The organism is Bradyrhizobium sp. YCK136 (assembly GCF_044570075.1).
Taxonomy (GTDB): Bacteria; Pseudomonadota; Alphaproteobacteria; order Rhizobiales; family Xanthobacteraceae; genus Bradyrhizobium; species Bradyrhizobium diazoefficiens.
The window spans coordinates 3,032,684-3,053,486 of the sequence record NZ_CP172424.1; the positions used below are offsets into that span (position 1 = coordinate 3,032,684).

Sequence of the window (20,803 nt, forward strand, 5' to 3'; positions counted from 1 at the left end):
ACCGAAAGCATTGTGGAGGAAGTGCGATGTCCAACGAGGCCGCTAACGTCAAGATTTTGCAGGACGCCTATCACCGGTGGAACGAGAGCAAGGGAGGTAGCGTCGACCATTGGTTCGACGTCGTCGTTGCTCCGAAGATCAACTTTGCCTCGATCCCGCGCGGCGTCGAGCCGCTGGCATTTGCCACGGAATACCACGACAGCGTGAAGCTTCGCGCTTATTTCGACACGCTGCTGTCCGAGTGGAGCATGCAGCATTACACGATGAATGAATACGTGGCGCAGGGCGACGCGGTCGTCGCGCGAGGCTCCTGCGCCTGGATCAACAAGCGGACCGGAAAACTCGCCGAAACGCCCAAGCTCGATTTCTGGCGCTTCAAGGACGGCAAGGCGATCGAATTCTACGAGTATTTTGATACGGCCTGCGTGGTCGCCGCAGCGACCTGATGGTTGCAATTCGGTGCGGCGCCGCCCATCCTGTGTGGAGGGAGAAACGCGATGGCCGAAGCCAAAGAACATGTCGACGTGTTGATCGTCGGTGCCGGCCTGTCCGGCATCGGCGCGGGCTATCATCTTCAGTCCAAATGCCCGACCAAGAGCTACGTCATCCTGGAGGGACGCGACTGCATCGGCGGCACCTGGGATCTGTTCCGCTATCCCGGCATCCGTTCGGACAGCGACATGTTCACGCTCGGCTATTCGTTCAAGCCTTGGACTGATCCGAAGGCGATCGCCGACGGGCCGCAGATCCTGAACTATGTGCGCGAAACCGCGGCCGAGAACGGCATCGAAAAGCACATCCGCTTCCGCCATCGCGTCAAGCGCGCAGCGTGGTCGACGCCGGACGCGCGCTGGACCGTGGAGGCCGAGCGCATCACGGGCGAGGGCGCGACCGAGCTGGTGCGCTTCACCTGCAATTTCCTGTTCATGTGCTCTGGCTATTACAAACACGAGGCGGGCTATACGCCGGAGTTCAAGGGCGCGGCGGATTTCGCCGGCCGCATCGTGCATCCGCAGAAATGGACCGAGGACATCGACTACGCTGGCAAGCGCGTCGTCGTGATCGGCTCGGGCGCGACCGCGGTGACGCTGGTGCCGGAGCTCGCCAAGAAGGCGGCGCAGGTCACCATGCTCCAGCGCTCGCCGACCTATGTGGTGTCGCGTCCGGCGCAGGACCCCGTCGCCAACAAATTGCGCCGCAACCTGCCGGCGCGGCTTGCCTATCATCTGATCCGCTGGCGCAACGTGATGTGGGGGATGTTCTTCTTCCAGCTCAGCCGGCGCAGGCCCGCGAAGGTGAAGGACCTCATTCTCAAAGGCGTGCAGATGGCGCTCGGCCCGGACTACGACGTCGCGACCCATTTCACGCCGCGCTACAATCCCTGGGACCAGCGGCTGTGCCTCGTGCCGGATGGCGACCTGTTCAAGGCGATCCGCGAGCAGCGGGCTTCCGTCGTCACGAGCGAGATCGACAATTTTACCCGCGACGGGATCCGCCTGAAGGACGGCCGGGAGCTCGCGGCCGATATCATCGTCACCGCGACGGGGCTGGTGCTCCAGGTCGTCGGCGGTCTCGAGATCAGCGTCGACGGCCGCGCTGTCGATTTCGCCAATACGCTGACTTACAAGGGCATGATGTATGCCGACGTGCCCAACATGGCGTCGGCTTTCGGCTACACCAACGCATCCTGGACGCTGAAATGCGATCTCACCTGCGAATATGTCTGCCGGCTCATCAACTACATGGACCGGCACAATTTCCGCCAGTGCATGCCGCACAATGACGATCCGACGATCACCGCGCAGCCGTCGCTCGATTTCACCTCGGGTTACGTGCAGCGCTCGGTCGCCAAGATGCCGAAGCAGGGCTCGAAGCAGCCGTGGCGGCTGTACCAGAACTATGCCCTCGACATCGTCTCCTTGCGCTTCGGCCGGATCGACGACGGTGTGATGCAATACTCCTGATCTTGCTACGTAAATCACCGGGAGAGGCTCGCGATCGCTTGAGACGAATCGCGACTTGGGGTAGAATTTTTGCGCTGCAAGAAGTTTATTTCCGGCGGTGTCTGAGTTCCACGTTGTTGCCGTCCTGAGGAGAACGCGGAACATGTACATCCTTGCTCTGGTCACGCAGAAAGGCGGAAGCGGCAAGAGTACGCTGTCCGTTGGGCTGGCGGTGGCAGCGATGCAGCGCGGCGAGCGCGTCGCTCTCATTGAGGCGGATGCGCAAGGTACGATCTCGAGATGGAAAGGGCGCCGTGAGAAGCCCTATCCTCGCGTCGATTGCGTTACCGATCCCACCGAAATCGAGCCGGTGATATCCCGCCTCAAGGCCGAAGGGGTTTGGCTCGCAATCATCGACACAGCTGCCACGAACAATGCCTTGGCGACGCGCGCCATTGCCAGTGCCGATCTTTGTCTCATCCCGGCTCGTCCGAGCCCGGCCGATATCGAAGCCGCAATACCAACGCTGATCGCTACCCGCAGGCTCGATCGCCGGTTTGCCTTCATCCTCAATCAGGCGCCCACACGGGGAGGCCGGTTGAGCGAAGCTGCCACGTCGCTCAACTCGCTCGGCTTGCTTGCGCTCCCCTTCATTGGGCAGCGCAACGACCACCAGGATGCGCTCGGGGCAGGGCTGGGCGTAACCGAGTACGCGCCGGAGGGAAAAGCCTCGGAGGAAATTGCGGCCCTGTGGGGTTGGATCTCGGAGCGCCTTATCGTGGAGTCGAATGATCATGGGCAAGCCGCGCTCAAGACAGCCTGCTGACGTTGCACGCGCCGGGCGTCGCTCGCTGGTGGAGCTGGCGGCCGAAGTGAGCCGCGCCGTCGACGAGGGCTTGGCGATGCCGCCGGGCTCGGTCTCCGCCGTCCTGCAAGATGCGCCGCAGATCGCGCAAGCTGCGCCCGCTCCGATGACTGTTCCGGTACAAGAAGCGGCCGGCGTCATCGCTGCAAGACCTGAACCTCCGGGCACTACCACCATTGATCTCATCGTGGACATCGCCAAGGATTGTCAGGCGCGTGCTTTGGACGGCATGAAGACTGGTGCTCACGCTGCGCTGGATTATGCCAGGGACCTCGCCAAGCCACGGCTGGCCGATGTGGCATCGGAGGCCAATGGAATCGCCGCCGGAGAAGGCCACCTCATCGAGGCAATTGGAACGGCGGCTGAGTGTCGCGTCGTCGTGCTCGAACTGATGAAAGTCAATGCGGGCGCGACCTTGGAGTATGCGCGGGAGTTGGGCCGTGCGAGAACCCTGGCGGAGTTGGTTGAGCTGTCGAGCACGCATGCGCGACAGCAATGTGAGTTGGTCCTGAAGCAAACCGAGCTGCTGCGATCGCTTGCTCAAATCATGACAAAGCCCGGTGCCGGGTAGCACCGCTCGCCTGCCGTCATCGCGCTCAGGATCTGCGCGGGACGATCAGTGCGAGGCCGAGATCAATCGCGAGCGCCAGGACCGCTGCGCCGCCGCCTAAACCGAACAGCACGAGATAGTCGCCCCCGGTCTGCGCATAGATCCAGGAGAAGCCGTAAGCCGCGGCCGCCTGGAACAGCGCAAAGCTGGTGGTGGCATGGCTCCATGTCGCGCGCTGCTGCTCGGTTGCGTGCGGGACCAGCTCGTGGATTCGTCCGAGCACCAGCGGCACGATGCCGGGCGTGAAGCCGCCGACCACGACGCTCGACACGATCAGCGAAACCGGCGCGGTACTGACGGTCGGCAGCAGCACGGCCGCCGCCTCGATCAGGAAGGCTGCGCGCAGCGCCGGACCGAAGCCTGACCGGTCGCCAAGATGGCCGGTGACGAGCGGGCCGACGATCGCGCCGAGACCATACAGCACCCAGTAGCGCGATCCCGCGGCAATGCCCTGGCCGAGCCCGCGCGCCACGAAATCGACGATGAACACCATGTGCGGCACCAGCGCCACCGCGTTGAGGCCGTATTGGACCAGCAGCGCGCGGGCCGCCGTCGATGCATGGTGGTGCTTCGCGTGATGCAAAGGCGCAGCACTAGCCTTCGTTTCCGCAGGCCAGTTCCACCAGCTTGCGAGGGTGAGCAGGGCGGAGAGGGCGCCAAGACCATACCAGCTCTGCTGCAGGCCTTGTTGCAGCAGCAGCGGCACCAGCGTGCCCGACGCGGCGACGCCAAGGCCGACACCCGCGAAGATCACGCCGCCGACGATGCCGCGCCTCGCGGCAGAAATGTGCGGCAGGATGACGGACGCCGCCAGCACCATGATGACGCCGCCGGTGAGACCCGACAGGAAGCGCCAGGCGAAGAACCAGGAGAACGACACCGGGGCGGAGCTGGCAAAGAAAGAGAGCGTTGCGAGCAGCATCATCGCACGCAACGCGCCGACCGCGCCGACGCGGGTGGCGACGGCCCGGGCCGCGAGTGCGCCCGCAAGGTAACCGGCAAGATTCGCCGCGCCGAGATAGACGACATCCGACGCGCTGAACCACTTTGCCGCGATCAGCGCCGGGATCAGAGGCGTGTAGGAGAAGCGGGCGAGGCCAAGTCCGACCAGCGAGGCGGACAAGCCCGCCACCGCATATCGCCAAATCTGCCGTGATTCCGATCCCGGCCGCTGATGCGGCCGGGTCTCAACGTGCTGCTTCGTATCTGCGTTGGTCATGTCATCCTCCTGCGCGCTCGATCGCGCGCGAATCATCCTGTCTGGGCGGCGCGGCGACGCCGGAATTCCGGCACGGGCAGGCCGCCCCGGCCCCAATTGTCGGTGTCGACTTCCTCGATCACGACGAAGGTGGAATCGAGCGGCTTGCCGAGCACGTCGAGCAGGAGCTGGCTCGATCCCTTGATCAGCGCGGCCTTCTCTTCCGCCGTGAGTGACGCCGCGCCCGGCGTCGTTCCCTCGCGGGTCACTTGAATGGTGACGATGGGCATGGTGTCTCTCCTCTCGCGCTCAGTGGCCGGCGCTCTGGCCGCCGTCGACATGCAGGATCTCACCGGTGACGAAGGACGCACCCTCGAGATAGAGCACGGCATCGACGATGTCGGACATCTCGTCCATGTGGCCGACCGGATGCAGCGCGCTGAGCTCGGCATGCGTCGAAACCGGATGCATAGGCGACCTGATGACGCCGGGCGCCACTGCGTTCACGCGGATGCCGCGCTTTGCGTATTCGATCGCGAGCGACTTGGTCGCGGCGTTGAGGCCGCCCTTGCTCAGCGAAGCCAGCACCGAGGGCACGTTCGAATTGGCGTGATCGACCAGGGTCGTCGTGATCTGCACGATATGGCCAGAACCCTGCTTCTCCATCTCGGCGATGGCGAGCTGCGTGATGTTGAAGAAGCCCGCGACGTTGGTGCCCATCACCGCCGCATAGTCCTCGGCGGTGTACTGCGTGAACGGCTTTGCGACGAAGATGCCGGCATTGTTGACCAGCGTGTCGACGCGGCCGAAGCGGGCGACGGCTTGCGAAACCACGCGCTCGGCGGTGGCCCGGTCGGCGATGTCGCCGGGAACGGCGAGGACGTCGTCGTCGCCCGACGGCTTGATGGAGCGCGCCGTTGCAACGACGCGATATTTGCGATCGCGAAAACCCTGGACCAGGGCGGCGCCGATGCCCTGCGATGCACCGGTGATGATGGCGACCTTCTGCTCGATACCCATGACGGACTCCTGTTGTTGGGTTTCAGAACCCGTGCCAGCGGCTGCTGGCCTGCGCGCTGAGGTACGCCGCGGCGGCCCGGCTGCGAATACACGTTGTCCGGCAGACACTGTTACGCGGCGCGAACGAATGCCGGATCGGCCGCGGCGACGGTTGTCGCGGCACGGGCGAACGCCTAGCTTGTCACCGGAATTTGATGGTGCGGCGGGAACGTATGGATCGTCTGGATGCGATGAAGGTGTTCGTCCTTGCGGTGGACGAGGGCAGCCTCGCCGCCGCCGGGCGCAAGCTCGGCCGCTCGCCGGCGGCGGTCAGCCGCGCCATCGCCTTCCTGGAGGAGCGGGTCGGCGCCGAGCTGCTGCACCGGACGACGCGGTCGATCAAGCTGAGCGAGGAAGGCGAGCGCTATGTCGCGATCTGCCGCCGCGTGCTCACCGAGCTGGAGGAGGCCGACGACATCGCGGCCGGACCGCGCGCGGCGCCTCGTGGCCTGCTCACGATCACGGCGCCGGTGGTCTCGGGGGAGATGGTGCTGCGGCCGATCCTCGATGCGTTTCTCGACGCCTATCCGACCGTGTCGGCAAAGCTCCTGCTGTTCGACCGCGCGGTCAACCTGATCGAGGAGGGCGTCGACATCGCGCTTCGCATTGGCCATCTCGCGGATTCGGCGATGGTGGCGATGCGGATCGGCGAGATCAGCCGTGTCGTGGTGGCTGCTCCCCGCTATCTCAAGCAGCATCCGCGCATCACCGAGCCCGGCGATCTCGCCAAGCATCAGATCGTGGCGATGGCGCATCTGCCCAATTCCTGGACCTTCGCGCCACAGGCGGGCTCGTCGGCAGCCCGCACGGTTCAATTCACGCCGCGGCTCGTCGTCAACAGCACCTATGCGGCCGTGGCGTCCGCGGTCGCCGGGCGCGGCGTCGCGCGGATGTATTCGTACCAGGTCGCCGAGCAGGTCGCGCGCGGCGAGCTCGAGATCGTACTGGCCGCCGACCAGGATCCGGAGATGCCCGCGCATTTGATCTGCCCGCAGGGGCGGCTCTCGGTGCCCAAGGTGCGGGCGTTCACCGACTTTGCCGTGCCTCGGCTGAAGAAGCAGTTCGCGCTGCTGAAGAAGAGCATCAATGCGCGCTGAGCCGCTGCGCGCCCGGCAATGCGTTGTTTTGCGTATACGGCCGCCGGGCTGAATCGGCGATGCTGCCCTGACGGTTAACGCCGATTTAACGGATGAGTCCTAGCCTGTCTCGGCCGGGGTTACTCGCAAGGCCGAGGTGAGCCCAATGGAAGCCCAGAAGATCGCGGTCGACGCCGTCGTCGCGCTGACCGATTGCGACCGCGACGCCGTCATCGCGTTCATCCGCCGGCTCTATCTCGCCGGCGTAACCGACCCCAAGCGCCTGACCTTCAAGGGTCTCCAGGCACTGGCGCGGGCGTAATTCGGCTCGTTTCGGCCGGTTTCAGCCCCAGGGTTCCGTACCCCCGCTCTCCCCAGCGTGATTGCAACCTACCGGCGAATATCTTGCCGCTCGGGCCGGCTCGGAGTAGATCACGTCCCCGGCTGGGTCACTCGGGAACTGGGGAAATGCTGAAACAGCTTTTTGCGCCGCAACTCGTCATTCTGTATGTACTCGCGGCATCGACGATCTACGTTCACTTCCGCGGCAAGCAACGGCTGCGCTTCGCGCGCCAGCTTGGCGATCACTCGACCTATCTCGCCCCCTACAATGTGCTGATGTATGCGGGCTCGGCAGTGCCGAACAAGCCGGTGATCCCGGTCGAGCAGTTTCCCGAACTCAAGCCGCTCAGCGAGAATTGGGAGACCATCCGCGACGAGGCCGTGCGCCTGTTCGACGAAGGCTTCATCCGCGCAGCCGCCAAGAACAACGACTGGGGTTTCTACTCGTTCTTCAAGAGCGGCTGGAAGCGGTTTTACCTGAAATGGTACGACGACTTCCTGCCGTCGGCGCGCACGCTGTGCCCGAAGACGGTGGAGCTGCTCAATTCGATTCCGAGCGTGCACGGCGCGATGTTCGCGATGCTGCCGCCCGGCGGCAGGCTGGGCGCGCACCGCGATCCCTTTGCCGGCTCGCTGCGCTATCACCTCGGCCTCGTCACGCCGAACTCGAACAAGTGCCGCATCCTGGTCGACGGCGTCGAATGCGTCTGGCGTGACGGCGAGGCCTTCATGTTCGACGAGACCTTCATCCACAGCGCGGAGAACGCGACCGACGTCAATCGCATCATCCTGTTCTGCGACGTCGAGCGCCCGATGAAGTTCGGCTTCATGACCGCGATCAACCGCTGGGTCAGCCATCACATCGTCAAGGCATCGGCGACCCAGAACGTCGACGGCGAAAGCGTCGGCGTGCTCAACAAGGTGTTCGGCAAGCTTTACGAGATCCATCTCGCCAGCCGCAAGGTCAAGGAGTGGAACCGCAACGTCTACTACACGCTGAAATACTCGCTGACGGCGCTGATCCTCGGTCTGATCGTGATGTCGGCGTTGCGGTAAACCGAGGTGCGAATGGTCCCCTTGCCGACCGCGAACACCGAGATAGTGCAATTCTTCCGCCAGTGGCTGGAAACCTTCGCGGGCTATGTCCGTGAGGTCGACTACGCTTCGGCAAGGCCGCTGTTTCATCCCGAGGTGCTTGCTTTCGGCACGCACAACGATGTCATCCCGGGCCTCGACCAATGGGTCTCAACGCAATGGGACAACGTCTGGCCGAAGACGGCCGACTTCCGTTTCGTGCTCGAGCAGACCTCGGTTCTGGCATCCCCCCGACGGCGCGATGGCGACCGTGATCGCGCCGTGGACGAGCACGGGCTATCATCCCGACGGCAGCGCGTTTCCGCGTCCGGGCCGGGCGACGATGGTGTTCTCCAAAACCGCCGACGGCTGGCTGTGCGTGCATTCCCACATGTCGCTCAATCGCGGTGTGCCGCAGGTGAGCCACGCCAATCGGCCGGTGAAGGCCCGGTAGATGCGATCCGAACAGAAAGGCCCCGGACATGTCCGGGGCCTTTCGATTTCGAGATGTCGTGCAGCCTATTCCGGCTGACCGATCGCAACCTTCAGGGTGCCGACGCCGTCGACGCCGCATTCGAGCTTGTCGCCGGGCTGGAGCTGCGACACGCCGGCCGGCGTGCCCGTCATGATGATGTCGCCGGCGGCGAGCTTCACCTGCTGCGAGAGCTGCCAGATGATTTCAGGCACGTTCCAGATCAGCTCGGTGAGGTCGCCCTTCTGCGCCTCCTTGCCGTTGACCGTAAGCCAGATCTTGCCCTTGGCGGGATGGCCGATCTTCGCGGCCGGCTGCACGGCGGAGCAGGGCGCGGAATAGTCGAACGACTTGCCGATCTCCCACGGACGCTCCTTCTTGCGCGAGGCGATCTGGAGGTCGCGGCGGGTGAGGTCGATGCCGACGGCGTAGCCGTAGACATGGTCGAGCGCCTTGTCGGCGGGAATGTTCAGCCCGCCGCTCTTCATCGCGACGATCAGTTCAACCTCGTGATGCAGGTCCTTGGTTAGCGGCGGATAGGGGATGGTGGCGCCATCGGGCACCAGCATGTCGGCGTGCTTGGCGAAGAAGAACGGCGGCGCGCGCTCGTCATTGCCCATCTCGCGGATGTGCTCGAGATAGTTGCGGCCGACGCACCAGATGCGGCGCACCGGATAGCGGCCGCTTTCACCGACGACGGGAAGCGAAGCCTGGGGCGGAAGCGGGATGACGTAGGAGGCGGCGTTCATGAAGCGGTCTCGCTGCTCTTAGGGTAAAGGGAACTCTATGCGGTTGCGCTGATCGGCGCCAGAGTGCCGGCGTCGTGATGTTGCAGGCGGAAGAACGAGGCGTAGCGGCCCGAGCGGCGCAGCAGCTCGTCGTGCCGGCCCTGTTCGACGATCTCGCCGCCCTCGACCACCAGGATGCTATCTGCGTGCATGATGGTGTGCAGGCGGTGCGCGATCACGATGGTGGTGCGGTTCCGGCAGAGATGCTCGATCGCTTCCTGCACCTGCTTCTCGGACTCGGAGTCGAGCGCGGCGGTGGCTTCGTCCAGCAGGATGATCGGTGCGTTCTTGACCAGCGCGCGCGCGACCGCGATGCGCTGGCGCTGACCGCCCGAAAGCTGCGTGCCGTGCTCGCCGACCGGCGTGTCGTAGCCGAGCGGGAAGCTCATGATGAAATCATGCGCGCAGGCCGCTTTCGCGGCGTCGATGATCTGGTCTTCGGTCGCGCCCGGCTTGCCGAAGGCGATGTTGTTGCGGATGGTGTCGCGGAACAGATAGACGTCCTGGCCGACATAGGCGGTCTGAGCCCGCAGCGACTTGCGCGAGACCGCGCCGATCGACTGGCCGTCGATGACGATGTCGCCCTGCGTCACCTCGTAGAAGCGCAACAGCAGCCCCAGCACGGTCGACTTGCCGCCGCCGGAGGGGCCGACCAGCGCGGTGACCTTGCCGGGCTCGGCGGTGAAGCTCATGCGGTTGAGGACGGTCTCGCCAGCGCGATAAGAAAAGCTGACGTCGCGCAGCTCGATCCGCGCGTCCGACAGCTTCAGCGCCGGCTTGTCGTCGTCGGAATGCTCGCTCGCCGGGCTGTCGACGACCTCCAGCAGCATGCGCGCGCCGACGAGCTGGCTGTTGAGGTCGATGTTGAGCCGCGCCAGCCGCTTGGCCGGCTCGGTCGCCATCAGGAAGGCGGTCATGAAGGAGAAGAACGCGCCGGGCGTGGCGTTGAGCGCGACCACGCTGTAGCCGCCGTAAAGGAGACAGCCGGCGACCGCGAAGCCGCCGAGCATCTCCATCAGCGGATTCGACCGGTTGGCGACGCGGGCCATCTTGTTGGCGTTGCGCTCGACGATCGCGATGTTCTCGTCGATGCGCTTCTGCATGGTCTCTTCGAGCGTGAACGCCTTGACGGTGCGGATGCCTTGCAGCGATTCCTGCATCGTCTCCATGATATCGGCGGTGCCGGTGAACTGGTTGAAGGCGAGGCCCTTGATGCGCTTGACCAGCTTGCGCAGCACCAGCATCGCCGGCGGCACCGCAACGAGGCCGATGAACGACATCAGCGGGTCCTGCCAAACCATCACGCCGATCATGGCGAGCAGCATCAGCAGGTCGCGCCCAATGGCGTTGACCAGCATGTTGAGCACGTCGGTGATGGATTTGGCGCCGGCCGTCAGCCGCGCCAGGAATTCCGAGGAGTGCCGCTCGGAGAAGAAACCGATGCTCTCGCGCATCAGCTTGGCGAACAGCTGGCGCTGGTTGGTGGCGAGGATCGCGTTGGAGATCTTGGTCAGGATCACCATGTGGCCGTAGGTCGCCACGCCCTTGATGAACAGCAGGATCACCGTGATGCCCGAGAACATCGCGATGCCCGGGATGTTCTTGTCGACATAGGCCTGGTTGATGACCTGGCCGAGCACGTAGGTCGCGCCCGCGGTCGATCCGGCGGCAAGCGCCATCAGCGCGAAGGCGGCAAGGTAACGCCGCCAATAGACGATCCCCTGTTCCGTGACCAGGCGGCGAATCAGGACCGCGGCCGTATAGGGATCGTCGGTGATTTTCTTTGGAAACTGGGCCATCCGTAGTCCATTGACGGCGCAGGACAAAGCCTGCCCGCGCGTCAGGGATCGAAGGGCCTCTGTGCCCGCTAGAGCGGGGTTTTTCAAGCCCAATTAAGGGCTTGCGTCTGGATGGAATCTAGGCCGAGACGGCGTGGCGGAGCTCGCCATGGCGCTCGCGGTACAGCTTGTCCTCCCAGGCCAGCGCATGGGCTGCGATGGTCTCGAGGTCGTCGTATTGCGGCTTCCAGTCGAGCAGGCCGCGGATGCGGCTGGTGTCGGCGACCATGGTCATGATGTCGCCGGGCCGGCGCGGAGCGTATTGCACGGCGAAGCTGCGGCCCGAAACCCGGCGCACCGCGTCGATGGTCTCCAGCACCGAATAGCCGCGGCCATAGCCGCAATTAAGCGTCGTCGAGGCGCCGCCATTGCGCAGGTAAGCGAGCGCCGAGCGGTGCGCCTGCGACAGGTCCGTGACGTGGATGAAGTCGCGGATGCAGCTGCCGTCCGGGGTCGGATAGTCGGTGCCGAACACGTCGATCTTGGCGCGCTGGCCGGTCGCGGCCTCGACTGCGATCTTGAGCAGATGCGTGGCACCGACGGTGGCGAGGCCGATGCGGGCCTGCGGATCGGCGCCCGCGACGTTGAAATAACGCAAGGTCACGTACTGCATGCCGTAGGCAGCGGCGACGTCGTGCAGCATGATCTCGGTCATCAGCTTGGACGAGCCGTAGGGCGACAGCGGCCGCGTCGGCGCATGCTCGGGCACCGGCACCTGGTCCGGATCGCCATAGACGGCGGCGGTCGAGGAGAAGATGAAGCGGCCAATGCCGCGCTTGACCGCGACATTGAGCAGGTTGCGCGCGGTCATGAAGTTGTTGCGGTAGTAGCCGAGCGGATCGCGCATCGAATCCGGCACGACCACCGAGCCCGCGAAATGGATGATGCTCTCGATGTTGTGCTGGGCGATCACACCCTCGAGCAGGTTCTCGTCGCCTGCATCGCCAATGAACAGCGGCACGCCTTCCGGCAGATAGGCCGAGAAACCGGTGGAGAGATCGTCGATCACGACGACGTCCTCGCCGGCTTCCGCCAGCGCCAGGACCGTGTGACTTCCGATATAGCCGGCGCCGCCGGTGACTAGAACAGTCATTGATCTCACCCGTCTTCGAGCAACGCGCCAAGTTAACGTTTGCGCGGTGAAGAGGGGGTTTCGGCGCGGCTGAACTGGTCACTATGCTTAATGTTGCGTATAGGGGGTCCGCTAAACGGAGCGTGACGTGGCGAATCCCCCGGACGATCTGCAAGTGATCGTGCCAAATCTGCACAGGCGCTATTCCGGGGTCACCGCGACCAACCGGATGGTGGCGCCGCGGCTGGCGAAACTATATCGCGCGGCGTGGTTCGGCTCCGACGCGCCGGAGGGGATCGCGCGCCTGAGCGGTGCCGATTTCCTCAAGCTATGGCGCCGCAAGACGCCGCTGATCTGGCATGCGCGCCGCAACAACGAGATGATCGCCGGCGTCGTGCTGCGCGCGCTCGGCTGGCCGTTGAAACTCGTCTTCACCTCGGCGGCGCAGCGGCACCACAGCTGGATCACGCGATGGCTGATCCGCCGGATGGACGCGATCATCGCGACGTCGGACATCTCGGCCTCGTTCCTGAAGGTGAAGGCCACCGTGATCCCGCATGGCGTCGACACCGACGTCTATGCGCCGCCGACCGATCGCACTGCTGCCTTCGCGGAAGCCGCGCTGCCGGGCCGCTACGCGATCGGCTGCTTCGGCCGGGTGCGCGCGCAGAAGGGTACTGACGTGTTCGTCGATGCGATGTGCCGGTTGCTGCCGCGCTATCCGGATTTCACCGCCGTCATCGTCGGTCAGGTCACGCCCGAGCAGACGCCCTTCGCGAACGACCTGAAGAAGCGCATCGAGGCAGCCAACCTTCAGTCGCGCATCGTCATCACCGGCGAGCTGCCGATCGAAGCGGTGCAGCGCTGGTACCAGCGGCTGACGATCTACGCCTTCACCTCGCGCAACGAGGGCTTTGGCCTCACGCTGATCGAGGCGATGGCGGCCGGCAGCGCGCTGGTCGCCGCGCGCGCCGGTGCGGCCGAGCTGGTGGTGGAGAATGGCGTGACGGGCGTGCTGATCCCGACGGGCGATGCCGATGCGCTCGCGGCGGCGCTCGAGCCGCTGATGCAGGACGTCACTGCGGCCACTGCGATGGGCGAGCGCGGACGGGCGCGGGTGCTCGCAAAGTTCAGTCTCGATGCCGAAGCGGCGCGGATCGGCGAGGTCTATCGGCCGCTGCTCTGAGGCGCCGCTGTCGCGTCCCCAAACAAAAACCGCGAAAACAACCCCATGCACAGTAGCCGGTGCCAGCGGAATCAATGGCTTGGCGGCGGGGTCGCCGCGCTGCGGATTTTACGAAGCCGATTTGACTCGTCGGGCAAGACACTGGCAGGATGTCATCATCGGCGCAGCCCCAATGGCCTCAAGTCGTAACGCGCGCGCCCGCCTCACTCAGCACCCTTTGCGCGATCGCCACCACCTCTGACGCCGCGATATCGCGCATGCAGCGATGGTCGTTCATCTTGCAGATGGTGCTCTGGCAGGGCTGGCACGACAGCACGCTCTTGTCCTGGACCACGGTCGCGGCAAGGCCGTTGAGGGGGGCCCAGAGGTAGGGGCTGGTCGGGCCGAAGATGCCCATGGTGGGCGTGCCGAGCGCGGCCGCGATGTGCATCAGGCCGGAATCGTTGGAGATGGCAACGCCCGCCGCGGCCATGGCCAGTACGCCGTTGCGCAAATCGGTGCCGGTGAGGTCGCGGACATCAGGGCCGCCGGCCGCGACGATCTCCTGGGCGAGGCCCTTTTCCGAGGGGCCGCCGACCACCCAGACCTCCAGCCCGCGCTCGACCAGCAAGCGGGCGGCCTCCGGATAGTAGGTCCAGCGCTTTGAGACGCCGACCGAGCCGGGGGCAAGCGCCACGGCTGCCCCGGCGCTGAGACCATTGGCCTGCCGCCAACGGACGATGTCCTCGGCCGGGACCCGCAATTGCGGCACCGGCCATTCCGGGGGCAGGGGCGCGCCGTCGGGCTGGGCCAGGGCGGCGTTCTTATCGATGAAGCGGGGCAGCTTCTTCTCGCCCCAGCGCCAGCGGTTGAGCAGGCCGAACCGAAACTCGCCGACGAAGCCGACCCTTTCCGGAATCCCGGCCAGCGCGGGCGCGATGGCCGCCTTCCAGGTTCGGGGCAGCACCAGGGCCGTGCCGTAGTTCCGCTCGCGCAGGAGCTTTGCCAGGCCGAACTGGCGGCCAACGGCGAGCCGGCTGCGCGGCAGGTCCCAGACGATTCCAGCGCGCACGCCGGGCATGTAGTCGACCAGTGGCGCGCACAGGGATGTGGTCAGGAGATCGACCGGCCGGTTCGGCCAGCGCTCTTTCAGGACCCGTACCACGGTGTGATTTCGGACGAAATCGCCGATCCACATGTAGGGAACGATCAGGATCGGGCGGGTGTCGCTCCGATCTGCGCTTCCACTAAGTTGCGAATCTCTGTTCATTCGTTAATAGGACCGAAGGCGAGCTGATGTGGCGGTTCGGTTAGCCGCTCCGGGCCGGCAGGTAAAGCCGGGAGAGCGCTGGTCCCAAAATGCTTACACTTTGGCAAATGATGCGCTACGGCAGGGATCGGGCCGCAAACATCGGGCAGGGTAGTTGGAATGTTGCTGGTGACCGGCGGAGCCGGTTTTATCGGGTCGAATGTCGTGGCTGCGTTGAACGACGCCGGCCGCAGCGACGTCGCCGTCTGTGATTTCCTCGGCACCGACGGCAAGTGGCGCAATCTCGCCAAGCGCCAGCTTGTGGATATCGTCCCCCCGGCCGAGCTGCCCGACTGGCTGAACGGCCGCAGGCTCGACGCCGTGATCCATCTCGGGGCGATTTCCGCGACCACCGCGACCGACGGCGACCTCGTGTTCGAAACCAATTTCCGCCTCTCCATGCGCCTGCTCGACTGGTGCACGGCGAATGCGGTGCCGCTGATCTACGCCTCCTCGGCCGCCACCTATGGCGACGGCGAGGCAGGCTTTGACGACGATGCGTCGCTGCCCGCGTTGAAGAAACTCCGGCCGATGAATCTCTATGGCTGGAGCAAGCACATGTTCGATCTCGCCGTCGCCGAACGGGTCGCGCGCGGCGAGAAGCTCCCGCCGCAATGGGCCGGCCTGAAATTCTTCAACGTGTTCGGCCCCAACGAGTACCACAAGGGCTCGATGATGAGCGTGCTGGCGCGGCGCTTCGACGACGTCAAGGCGGGCCGCGTCGTGCAATTGTTCAAGTCGCTTCGCGAAGGCATTGCCGACGGCGACCAGCGCCGCGATTTCATCTATGTCGACGACGTCGTGCGCGTCATCATGTGGCTGCTGGCAACGCCCTCGGTGTCCGGGCTGTTCAACGTCGGCACCGGCAAGGCGCGCAGCTTCAAGGAACTGATGCTGGCTGCCTATGCGGCGCTCGGGGCGAGGCCCAACATCGAATATATCGACATGCCCGAACAGATCCGCAACAGCTATCAATACTTCACCCAGAGCGAGGTCGATCGCCTCTGCCGCGCCGGCTATAACGGCGGCTTCACGACGCTCGAGGATGCGGTGAAGGCCTATGTCGGGGATTATCTCGACCGGCCCGACCGCTTCCGCTAAGGCTCCAGGATCATGCCGACGCCCATTCTCGATTTCGACGCCCTAGCGCAAACGATCTCAGGCCGCACGGTGCTCTGCATCGGCGACATCATGCTGGACGAGTTCGTCTATGGCGAGGTGTCGCGGATCTCGCCGGAAGCGCCGACGCCGGTCATCGTTGCCCAGCGCAGCGAGATCCATATCGGCGGCGCCGGCAACGTCGCGCGCAATGTCGCCTCTCTCGGTGCGCCCTGCATCTTCGTCGGCCTCGTCGGCGAGGACGATGCGGGCAAGCGGCTCGCGGCCGCGCTTGCCGACCAGGCTGCCATCGAAAGCGTGCTGGTGTGCGATCCGTCGCGGCCGACCACGCGAAAAGTCCGCTTTGTTTCCGAGCATTTCTCCACCCACATGCTGCGCGCGGATTGGGAGCAGGCGCAGCCTGCTTCCGACGAGGTCGAGGCGAAGCTGATCGAGGCGATCCTGCCGCAGATCGCGCGCGCCGACATCGTGCTGCTGTCCGACTACGCCAAGGGCGTGCTGACGGCGCGGGTGATCCGCCACACCATCGACGCCGCGCGAAAGCTCGGCAAGCCCGTGATCGTCGATCCCAAGAGCCTGAACTGGGCGATTTATCGCGGCGCGACGCTGCTCACGCCCAATCGCAAGGAGTTTGCCGAGGCCACCCGCAGCCGCGCCGACACGCCGCAGAGCATCGTCGATGCCAGCGAGGACGTGATGCGGCTCGCCGATTGCGAGGCGATCCTGGTCACGCAAGGCGAGCACGGCATGACGCTGGTGCCGCGCAACGGCGCTGCCGTTCACGTTCCGGCCGTTCCCGTGAAGGTGCGCGACGTCTCCGGCGCCGGTGACACCGTCGCCGCCGCGCTCGCGGTCTCGCTCGCGGCGGGCGCGGACTGGGACACGGCGCTGCGCGTGGCCAATGCCGCCGCTTCCGTCGCCGTCAGCAAGCTGGGCACCGCCATTGTGAGCACGGCCGAGCTGCGGCGAAAGATCCTGCCGCACGCCTATCTCGCGGCCGAGGAGAAGATCGTGCTCGAGCCGGCGGCGCTCGACGCGCAGCTCGCGGAATGGCGCACGCAGGGCTTGCGGGTCGGTTTCACCAATGGCTGCTTCGACATCCTGCATCCCGGCCACGTCAAGGTGCTGACCGCGGCGCGCGGCGCCTGCGACCGCCTGGTCGTTGGCCTCAACAGCGACGCCTCGGTGCGGCGGCTGAAGGGCGCCGACCGTCCGGTCCAGGACGAGCGCGCCCGGGCCGAGGTGCTGGCCGCGCTCGAAGCGGTCGATCTCGTCGTCATCTTCGAGGAGGACACGCCGATCGACCTGATCACCCGGATCAAGCCCGCTGCACTGGTGAAGGGCGGCGACTACACCCGCGAGCAGGTGGTCGGCCATGAGGTCGTCGAGGCCGCCGGCGGTGCGGTCGTGCTGGTCGACATCCTCCAGGGTTTCAGCACGACGGCGCTGGTGCATCGCGCGCGGGGAGGGACGAAGTGACGGCAATTGCCCGCGAGACGGCGAGCCAGATGCTGTGGCGGCGCCTGCGCAGCCCGGCGGCCTGGAGCGAGACCGTCGATCTGCTTGCCATCCTCACCGCGGCCTCGCTGCCCTGGTCGACGTCGCTTGCGGGCATCTTCAACGCCCTGATGCTGCTGTGCATGGTGCCGTTCCTCGACGTCCGCGCGTTCGTGCAGTCGCTCAAGCGTCCGATCTGCGTTGCGCCGATCGCGCTGGTCCTGCTCGCGCTGGTGGGAACGCTGTGGTCGGACGCCACCTGGGGCGCGCGTTTCTATGCTGTCAATCCGACCGTCAAGCTGCTCGTGCTTCCGGTCCTGCTCTATCATTTCGAGCGCTCGCGGCGCGGACAATGGGTGTTCATCGCTTTCCTGGTGTCTTGCGGGTTGTTGTCGGTGATGTCGTGGCTGGTCGTTTTCTACCCGAGCCTCGCGCTAAAGACCGACCCCATGGAGCGCGGCATCTTCGTCAAGAACTACATCGACCAGAGCCAGGAATTCACGCTTTGCGCGGTGGCGCTTGCCTATCCGATCGTGATGCTGCTGCGCCAGAAGCGCTACTGGTTCGCCGGGCTGCTCGCGGCGCTGGCGCTGAGCTTCTTCGTCAACATGGCCTTCGTGGTGGTGTCGCGCACCGCGCTCGTCACCGTTCCGATCATGGTCGGCGTATTCGCGCTGCTTCACCTGAAGGGGCGCGGCATCGCGATCATCCCCGCCATCCTGCTCGCCAGCGCCGTTCTCGCCTGGCAGGCCTCGCCGCAATTGCGCAAGACCGCCGACAGGTTTGCCGACGAGTACACGCGCTATGTTGAGAAGGGCGAGCCGACCTCGGCGGGCTTGCGGCTCGAGTTCTGGCGCAAATCTCTCGGCTTCTTCGTTGAGGCGCCGATCGTGGGACACGGCACGGGTTCAACGCGCGGATTGTTCGAGCGCGACGCGACACCCAGCGGACAGTACCTGGCTTCCGCAGAGGTGATCGGCAATCCGCACAACCAGACGCTGAACGTCGCCGTGCAATGGGGTGTCATCGGCGTCGTCGTCCTCTACGCGATCTGGATCCTCCATCTTCTCCTGTTTCGTGGCGACGGGCTTGCCAGCTGGGTCGGCCTTCTCGTCGTCGTGCAGAATATCTTCACCTCGCTGTTCAACTCCCATCTGTTCGACTTCCACGAGGGCTGGATGTACGTCATCGGCGTCGGGGTCGCCGCCGGCATGGTGATCCGGGCTCAACCGCCAGCCGCAAATGTAGGAGAAGCTGGTTCCTGAACGGCCCGGGCGGCTGGCAAGTCTTGTCGAGATGAGCTATCAGCGCGGTCAGGTTGCACCTAACGGGATATTCATCGGTCGGCGGATGACGCGTCTTTCGCATCTCACCTTGCGCAATTTCCTGATCGCGCTCCACGACCTGCTGGCGACCACCGCGGCGCTGTTCGCAGCATTCTACCTGCGCTTCGAGGGCGGCGATGGCTTCTACGACCGCCTGCCGCTGCTGCTCCAGATCCTGCCCTACTTCCTCGCCTTCAGCGTGGTCGTCTTCTTCGTCTTCAACCTGACCACGACGAAATGGCGCTTCATCTCGCTGCCTGACGCGCTGAACATCATCCGCGTCGCGAGCGTGCTGACGGTTGCCCTCCTGGTGCTCGACTACATCTTCGTCGCCCCCAATGTGCGCGGTGCCTTCTTCCTCGGCAAGGTGACGATCGTCCTCTACTGGTTCCTTGAGATCTCCTTCCTCAGCGCGTTGCGCGTGACTTACCGCTACTTCCGCTATACGCGGGTGCGGCGCCACGCGAGGACCCAGGATACCGCGCCGACGCTGCTGATCGGCCGCGCTGCGGATGCCGAGGTGCTGCTCCGCGGCATCGAGAGCGGAGCGATCAAGCGGATCTGGCCGGTCGGCATGCTGTCGCCGTCAAGCTCGGATCGCGGGCAGCTCATCCGCAACGTTCCGGTGCTGGGCGGCATCGATGATATCGAGGACGTCATCGGCGACTTTGCCAAGCGCAACAAGGCAATTGCGCGCCTCGTCATGATGCCGTCGGCGTTCGAGCCGGAGGCGCACCCGGAATCGATCCTGATGCGGGCGCGCAAGTTAGGGGTGATCGTCAACCGCATGCCGTCGCTGGAGAGCGGCGATACGCCGCGCCTCACCGCCGTCGCGGTCGAGGACCTGCTGCTGCGGCCGAGCGAGACAATCGACTATGCGCGGCTCGAAGCCCTGATCAGGGGCAAGGCAGTGATCGTCACCGGCGGCGGCGGGTCGATCGGTTCCGAGATCTGCGAGCGCGTCGTCGCGTTCGGCGCCGCGCGCCTCCTGATCGTTGAAAATTCCGAGCCGGCGCTCTACGCGGTGACGGAGGCGCTGGCCGTGCAGGGCTCGGCTGCCGCGATCGAAGGGCGCATAGCCGACATCCGCGACCGCGAGCGCATCATGCGCCTGATGGCCGAGTTCAAGCCGGACATCGTGTTTCACGCCGCAGCGCTCAAGCACGTGCCGATCCTGGAGCGCGACTGGAGCGAGGGCGTCAAGACCAACATCTTCGGCTCGATCAACGTTGCCGACGCCGCGCACAACGCCGGCGCCGAAGCCATGGTGATGATCTCGACCGACAAGGCGATCGAGCCGGTGTCGATGCTCGGCCTGACCAAGCGCTTCGCCGAGATGTACTGCCAGGCGCTCGACCATGATCTCGCCGCAGGCAGCGGCGGCGCCAAGCCGCCGATGCGGCTTATCTCGGTCCGGTTCGGCAATGTGCTCGCGTCGAACGGGTCAGTGGTGCCGAAGTTCAAGGCCCAGATCGAGGCCGGCGGCCCCGTGACGGTGACGCATCCCGACATGGTCCGCTACTTCATGACCATCCGCGAGGCCTGCGATCTCGTCATTACGGCGGCGGCGCACGCGTTCGGAACGCAGCGTTCGGACGTCTCGGTCTACGTGCTCAACATGGGTCAGCCGGTGAAGATCGTCGATCTCGCCGAGCGCATGATCCGTCTCTCCGGCCTCCAACCCGGCTACGACATCGAGATCGTATTCACGGGCATGCGGCCCGGCGAGCGCCTGCACGAGATCCTGTTCGCCTCCGAGGAGCCGACCCGCGAGATCGGCGTCGCCGGCATCATGGCCGCGCAGCCGAACGAGCCGCCGATGCAGACGCTGCGTAAGTGGATTGCGGCGCTCGAGCAGGCGATCGCGCGCGACGATCGCGCCACCATCAGGACCATCCTGAAGGATGCAGTTCCGGAATTCGGGTCCACCGCTGCCTGACCATATAGTTGGCAGCATTGTTGCCGCCTTACCTTAGCACAACCGCGGCGCTAGCGCGCGAGGGCTGGTCGGTCCGCCGTGCCGTGCTCAGCCCGGAAGGGGAGCGTCGACG

19 protein-coding genes and 1 pseudogene are annotated in these 20,803 nt (G+C 65.3%); 13 read left to right on the forward strand and 7 right to left on the reverse strand.

Annotated elements, in window-relative coordinates; all coding sequences use genetic code 11:
* Positions 1-26: 26 nt before the first annotated feature.
* From ACFLEY_RS14260 to ACFLEY_RS14275, 4 genes are all read left to right on the forward strand, one after another.
* On the forward strand, positions 27-446 hold the full coding sequence (locus ACFLEY_RS14260; RefSeq protein ID WP_060908252.1) for a nuclear transport factor 2 family protein: 420 nt from the start codon (positions 27-29) through the stop codon (positions 444-446).
* A gap of 51 nt (positions 447-497) precedes the next feature.
* Positions 498-1,964: an NAD(P)/FAD-dependent oxidoreductase gene (locus tag ACFLEY_RS14265; protein ID WP_060908251.1), complete on the forward strand. Its 1,467-nt coding sequence runs from the start codon at positions 498-500 to the stop codon at positions 1,962-1,964.
* 142 nt (positions 1,965-2,106) lie between these two features.
* Positions 2,107-2,769 carry an AAA family ATPase gene (locus ACFLEY_RS14270; protein ID WP_060912618.1) on the forward strand — a complete coding sequence of 221 codons (663 nt, stop codon included), beginning with the start codon at positions 2,107-2,109 and terminating at the stop codon, positions 2,767-2,769.
* On the forward strand, positions 2,738-3,379 hold the full coding sequence (locus ACFLEY_RS14275) for a phasin family protein (protein ID WP_244651819.1): 642 nt from the start codon (positions 2,738-2,740) through the stop codon (positions 3,377-3,379). Before ACFLEY_RS14270 ends, ACFLEY_RS14275 begins: the two co-directional genes overlap by 32 nt.
* A 25-nt stretch (positions 3,380-3,404) precedes the next feature.
* On the opposite strand, the gene ACFLEY_RS14280 is transcribed toward ACFLEY_RS14275, so the two are convergent.
* From ACFLEY_RS14280 to ACFLEY_RS14290, 3 genes are read right to left on the reverse strand one after another with little or no spacing between them, the layout of a single operon-like run.
* Entirely contained in the window at positions 3,405-4,637 is a 1,233-nt protein-coding gene (locus tag ACFLEY_RS14280) for a YbfB/YjiJ family MFS transporter (protein ID WP_038967043.1), read from the reverse strand.
* Positions 4,638-4,669: 32 nt separating this feature from the next.
* Positions 4,670-4,906, reverse strand: a complete 237-nt coding sequence (locus tag ACFLEY_RS14285) for a 4-oxalocrotonate tautomerase family protein (RefSeq protein WP_171901107.1) — start codon at positions 4,904-4,906, stop codon at positions 4,670-4,672.
* Positions 4,907-4,925: 19 nt separating this feature from the next.
* Entirely contained in the window at positions 4,926-5,636 is a 711-nt protein-coding gene (locus ACFLEY_RS14290; protein ID WP_060908248.1) for an SDR family NAD(P)-dependent oxidoreductase, read from the reverse strand.
* 212 nt (positions 5,637-5,848) lie between these two features.
* Here ACFLEY_RS14290 and ACFLEY_RS14295 point away from each other — a divergent pair, with 212 nt between their 5' ends.
* The 4 genes and pseudogenes from ACFLEY_RS14295 to ACFLEY_RS14310 all read left to right on the forward strand — a co-directional run bounded on the left by ACFLEY_RS14295 (position 5,849) and on the right by ACFLEY_RS14310 (position 8,621).
* Positions 5,849-6,772 carry a LysR family transcriptional regulator gene (locus ACFLEY_RS14295; protein ID WP_028173205.1) on the forward strand — a complete coding sequence of 308 codons (924 nt, stop codon included), beginning with the start codon at positions 5,849-5,851 and terminating at the stop codon, positions 6,770-6,772.
* A gap of 145 nt (positions 6,773-6,917) precedes the next feature.
* Positions 6,918-7,073 carry a hypothetical protein gene (locus ACFLEY_RS14300; protein WP_165448167.1) on the forward strand — a complete coding sequence of 52 codons (156 nt, stop codon included), beginning with the start codon at positions 6,918-6,920 and terminating at the stop codon, positions 7,071-7,073.
* Between the two features lie 146 nt (positions 7,074-7,219).
* Positions 7,220-8,149, forward strand: coding sequence for an aspartyl/asparaginyl beta-hydroxylase domain-containing protein (locus ACFLEY_RS14305; RefSeq protein WP_028173206.1), 930 nt, complete (start codon positions 7,220-7,222; stop codon positions 8,147-8,149).
* A gap of 12 nt (positions 8,150-8,161) precedes the next feature.
* A pseudogene (locus ACFLEY_RS14310) lies at positions 8,162-8,621 on the forward strand (YybH family protein).
* Between the two features lie 65 nt (positions 8,622-8,686).
* On the opposite strand, the gene ACFLEY_RS14315 reads toward ACFLEY_RS14310, so the two are convergent.
* From ACFLEY_RS14315 to galE, 3 genes are all read right to left on the reverse strand, one after another.
* The gene (locus tag ACFLEY_RS14315; RefSeq protein WP_011088674.1) at positions 8,687-9,388 is read right to left on the reverse strand and encodes a fumarylacetoacetate hydrolase family protein; all 702 of its coding nucleotides are present in this window, start codon (positions 9,386-9,388) and stop codon (positions 8,687-8,689) included.
* 35 nt (positions 9,389-9,423) lie between these two features.
* Positions 9,424-11,226, reverse strand: a complete 1,803-nt coding sequence (locus tag ACFLEY_RS14320) for an ABC transporter ATP-binding protein (RefSeq protein ID WP_060908247.1) — start codon at positions 11,224-11,226, stop codon at positions 9,424-9,426.
* 118 nt (positions 11,227-11,344) lie between these two features.
* Entirely contained in the window at positions 11,345-12,358 is a 1,014-nt protein-coding gene (gene galE / locus ACFLEY_RS14325; RefSeq protein WP_028173210.1) for a UDP-glucose 4-epimerase GalE, read from the reverse strand.
* A 127-nt stretch (positions 12,359-12,485) separates the two neighbouring features.
* Here galE and ACFLEY_RS14330 point away from each other — a divergent pair, with 127 nt between their 5' ends.
* Complete coding sequence (locus tag ACFLEY_RS14330) at positions 12,486-13,523, forward strand: glycosyltransferase family 4 protein (protein WP_060908246.1); 1,038 nt, start codon at positions 12,486-12,488, stop codon at positions 13,521-13,523.
* A gap of 178 nt (positions 13,524-13,701) precedes the next feature.
* Here the strand turns inward: ACFLEY_RS14330 and waaF are convergent, their stop codons facing one another.
* Positions 13,702-14,772 (reverse strand): lipopolysaccharide heptosyltransferase II, encoded by a 1,071-nt coding sequence (gene waaF / locus ACFLEY_RS14335; protein ID WP_060908245.1) that lies wholly within the window; start codon positions 14,770-14,772, stop codon positions 13,702-13,704.
* Between the two features lie 159 nt (positions 14,773-14,931).
* On the opposite strand from waaF, the gene rfaD reads away from it, so the two are divergent.
* The 4 genes from rfaD to ACFLEY_RS14355 all read left to right on the forward strand — a co-directional run bounded on the left by rfaD (position 14,932) and on the right by ACFLEY_RS14355 (position 20,691).
* Entirely contained in the window at positions 14,932-15,912 is a 981-nt protein-coding gene (gene rfaD / locus ACFLEY_RS14340) for an ADP-glyceromanno-heptose 6-epimerase (protein WP_060908244.1), read from the forward strand.
* 12 nt (positions 15,913-15,924) lie between these two features.
* On the forward strand, positions 15,925-17,409 hold the full coding sequence (rfaE1, locus tag ACFLEY_RS14345; protein ID WP_060908243.1) for a D-glycero-beta-D-manno-heptose-7-phosphate kinase: 1,485 nt from the start codon (positions 15,925-15,927) through the stop codon (positions 17,407-17,409).
* Positions 17,406-18,692: an O-antigen ligase gene (locus tag ACFLEY_RS14350; RefSeq protein WP_060908242.1), complete on the forward strand. Its 1,287-nt coding sequence runs from the start codon at positions 17,406-17,408 to the stop codon at positions 18,690-18,692. The genes rfaE1 and ACFLEY_RS14350 overlap by 4 nt, the downstream gene beginning before the upstream one ends.
* Before the next feature lie 85 nt (positions 18,693-18,777).
* Positions 18,778-20,691, forward strand: coding sequence for a nucleoside-diphosphate sugar epimerase/dehydratase (locus tag ACFLEY_RS14355; protein WP_060908241.1), 1,914 nt, complete (start codon positions 18,778-18,780; stop codon positions 20,689-20,691).
* Positions 20,692-20,803 lie beyond the last annotated feature (112 nt).

Bases quoted from the DNA above. Each gene is read 5' to 3' on its own strand.
- ACFLEY_RS14270 (WP_060912618.1), top strand. From the start codon at position 2,107: ATGTACATCCTTGCTCTGGTCACGCAGAAAGGCGGAAGCGGCAAGAGT.
- ACFLEY_RS14300 (WP_165448167.1), top strand. From the start codon at position 6,918: ATGGAAGCCCAGAAGATCGCGGTCGACGCCGTCGTCGCGCTGACCGAT.
- ACFLEY_RS14285 (WP_171901107.1), bottom strand. From the start codon at position 4,906: ATGCCCATCGTCACCATTCAAGTGACCCGCGAGGGAACGACGCCGGGC.
- ACFLEY_RS14275 (WP_244651819.1), top strand. From the start codon at position 2,738: ATGGGCAAGCCGCGCTCAAGACAGCCTGCTGACGTTGCACGCGCCGGG.
- ACFLEY_RS14320 (WP_060908247.1), bottom strand. From the start codon at position 11,226: ATGGCCCAGTTTCCAAAGAAAATCACCGACGATCCCTATACGGCCGCG.
- ACFLEY_RS14305 (WP_028173206.1), top strand. From the start codon at position 7,220: ATGCTGAAACAGCTTTTTGCGCCGCAACTCGTCATTCTGTATGTACTC.
- ACFLEY_RS14295 (WP_028173205.1), top strand. From the start codon at position 5,849: ATGGATCGTCTGGATGCGATGAAGGTGTTCGTCCTTGCGGTGGACGAG.
- ACFLEY_RS14260 (WP_060908252.1), top strand. From the start codon at position 27: ATGTCCAACGAGGCCGCTAACGTCAAGATTTTGCAGGACGCCTATCAC.
- ACFLEY_RS14280 (WP_038967043.1), bottom strand. From the start codon at position 4,637: ATGACCAACGCAGATACGAAGCAGCACGTTGAGACCCGGCCGCATCAG.
- waaF (WP_060908245.1), bottom strand. From the start codon at position 14,772: ATGAACAGAGATTCGCAACTTAGTGGAAGCGCAGATCGGAGCGACACC.
- ACFLEY_RS14265 (WP_060908251.1), top strand. From the start codon at position 498: ATGGCCGAAGCCAAAGAACATGTCGACGTGTTGATCGTCGGTGCCGGC.
- ACFLEY_RS14355 (WP_060908241.1), top strand. From the start codon at position 18,778: ATGACGCGTCTTTCGCATCTCACCTTGCGCAATTTCCTGATCGCGCTC.
- rfaD (WP_060908244.1), top strand. From the start codon at position 14,932: ATGTTGCTGGTGACCGGCGGAGCCGGTTTTATCGGGTCGAATGTCGTG.
- ACFLEY_RS14315 (WP_011088674.1), bottom strand. From the start codon at position 9,388: ATGAACGCCGCCTCCTACGTCATCCCGCTTCCGCCCCAGGCTTCGCTT.
- ACFLEY_RS14290 (WP_060908248.1), bottom strand. From the start codon at position 5,636: ATGGGTATCGAGCAGAAGGTCGCCATCATCACCGGTGCATCGCAGGGC.
- rfaE1 (WP_060908243.1), top strand. From the start codon at position 15,925: ATGCCGACGCCCATTCTCGATTTCGACGCCCTAGCGCAAACGATCTCA.
- galE (WP_028173210.1), bottom strand. From the start codon at position 12,358: ATGACTGTTCTAGTCACCGGCGGCGCCGGCTATATCGGAAGTCACACG.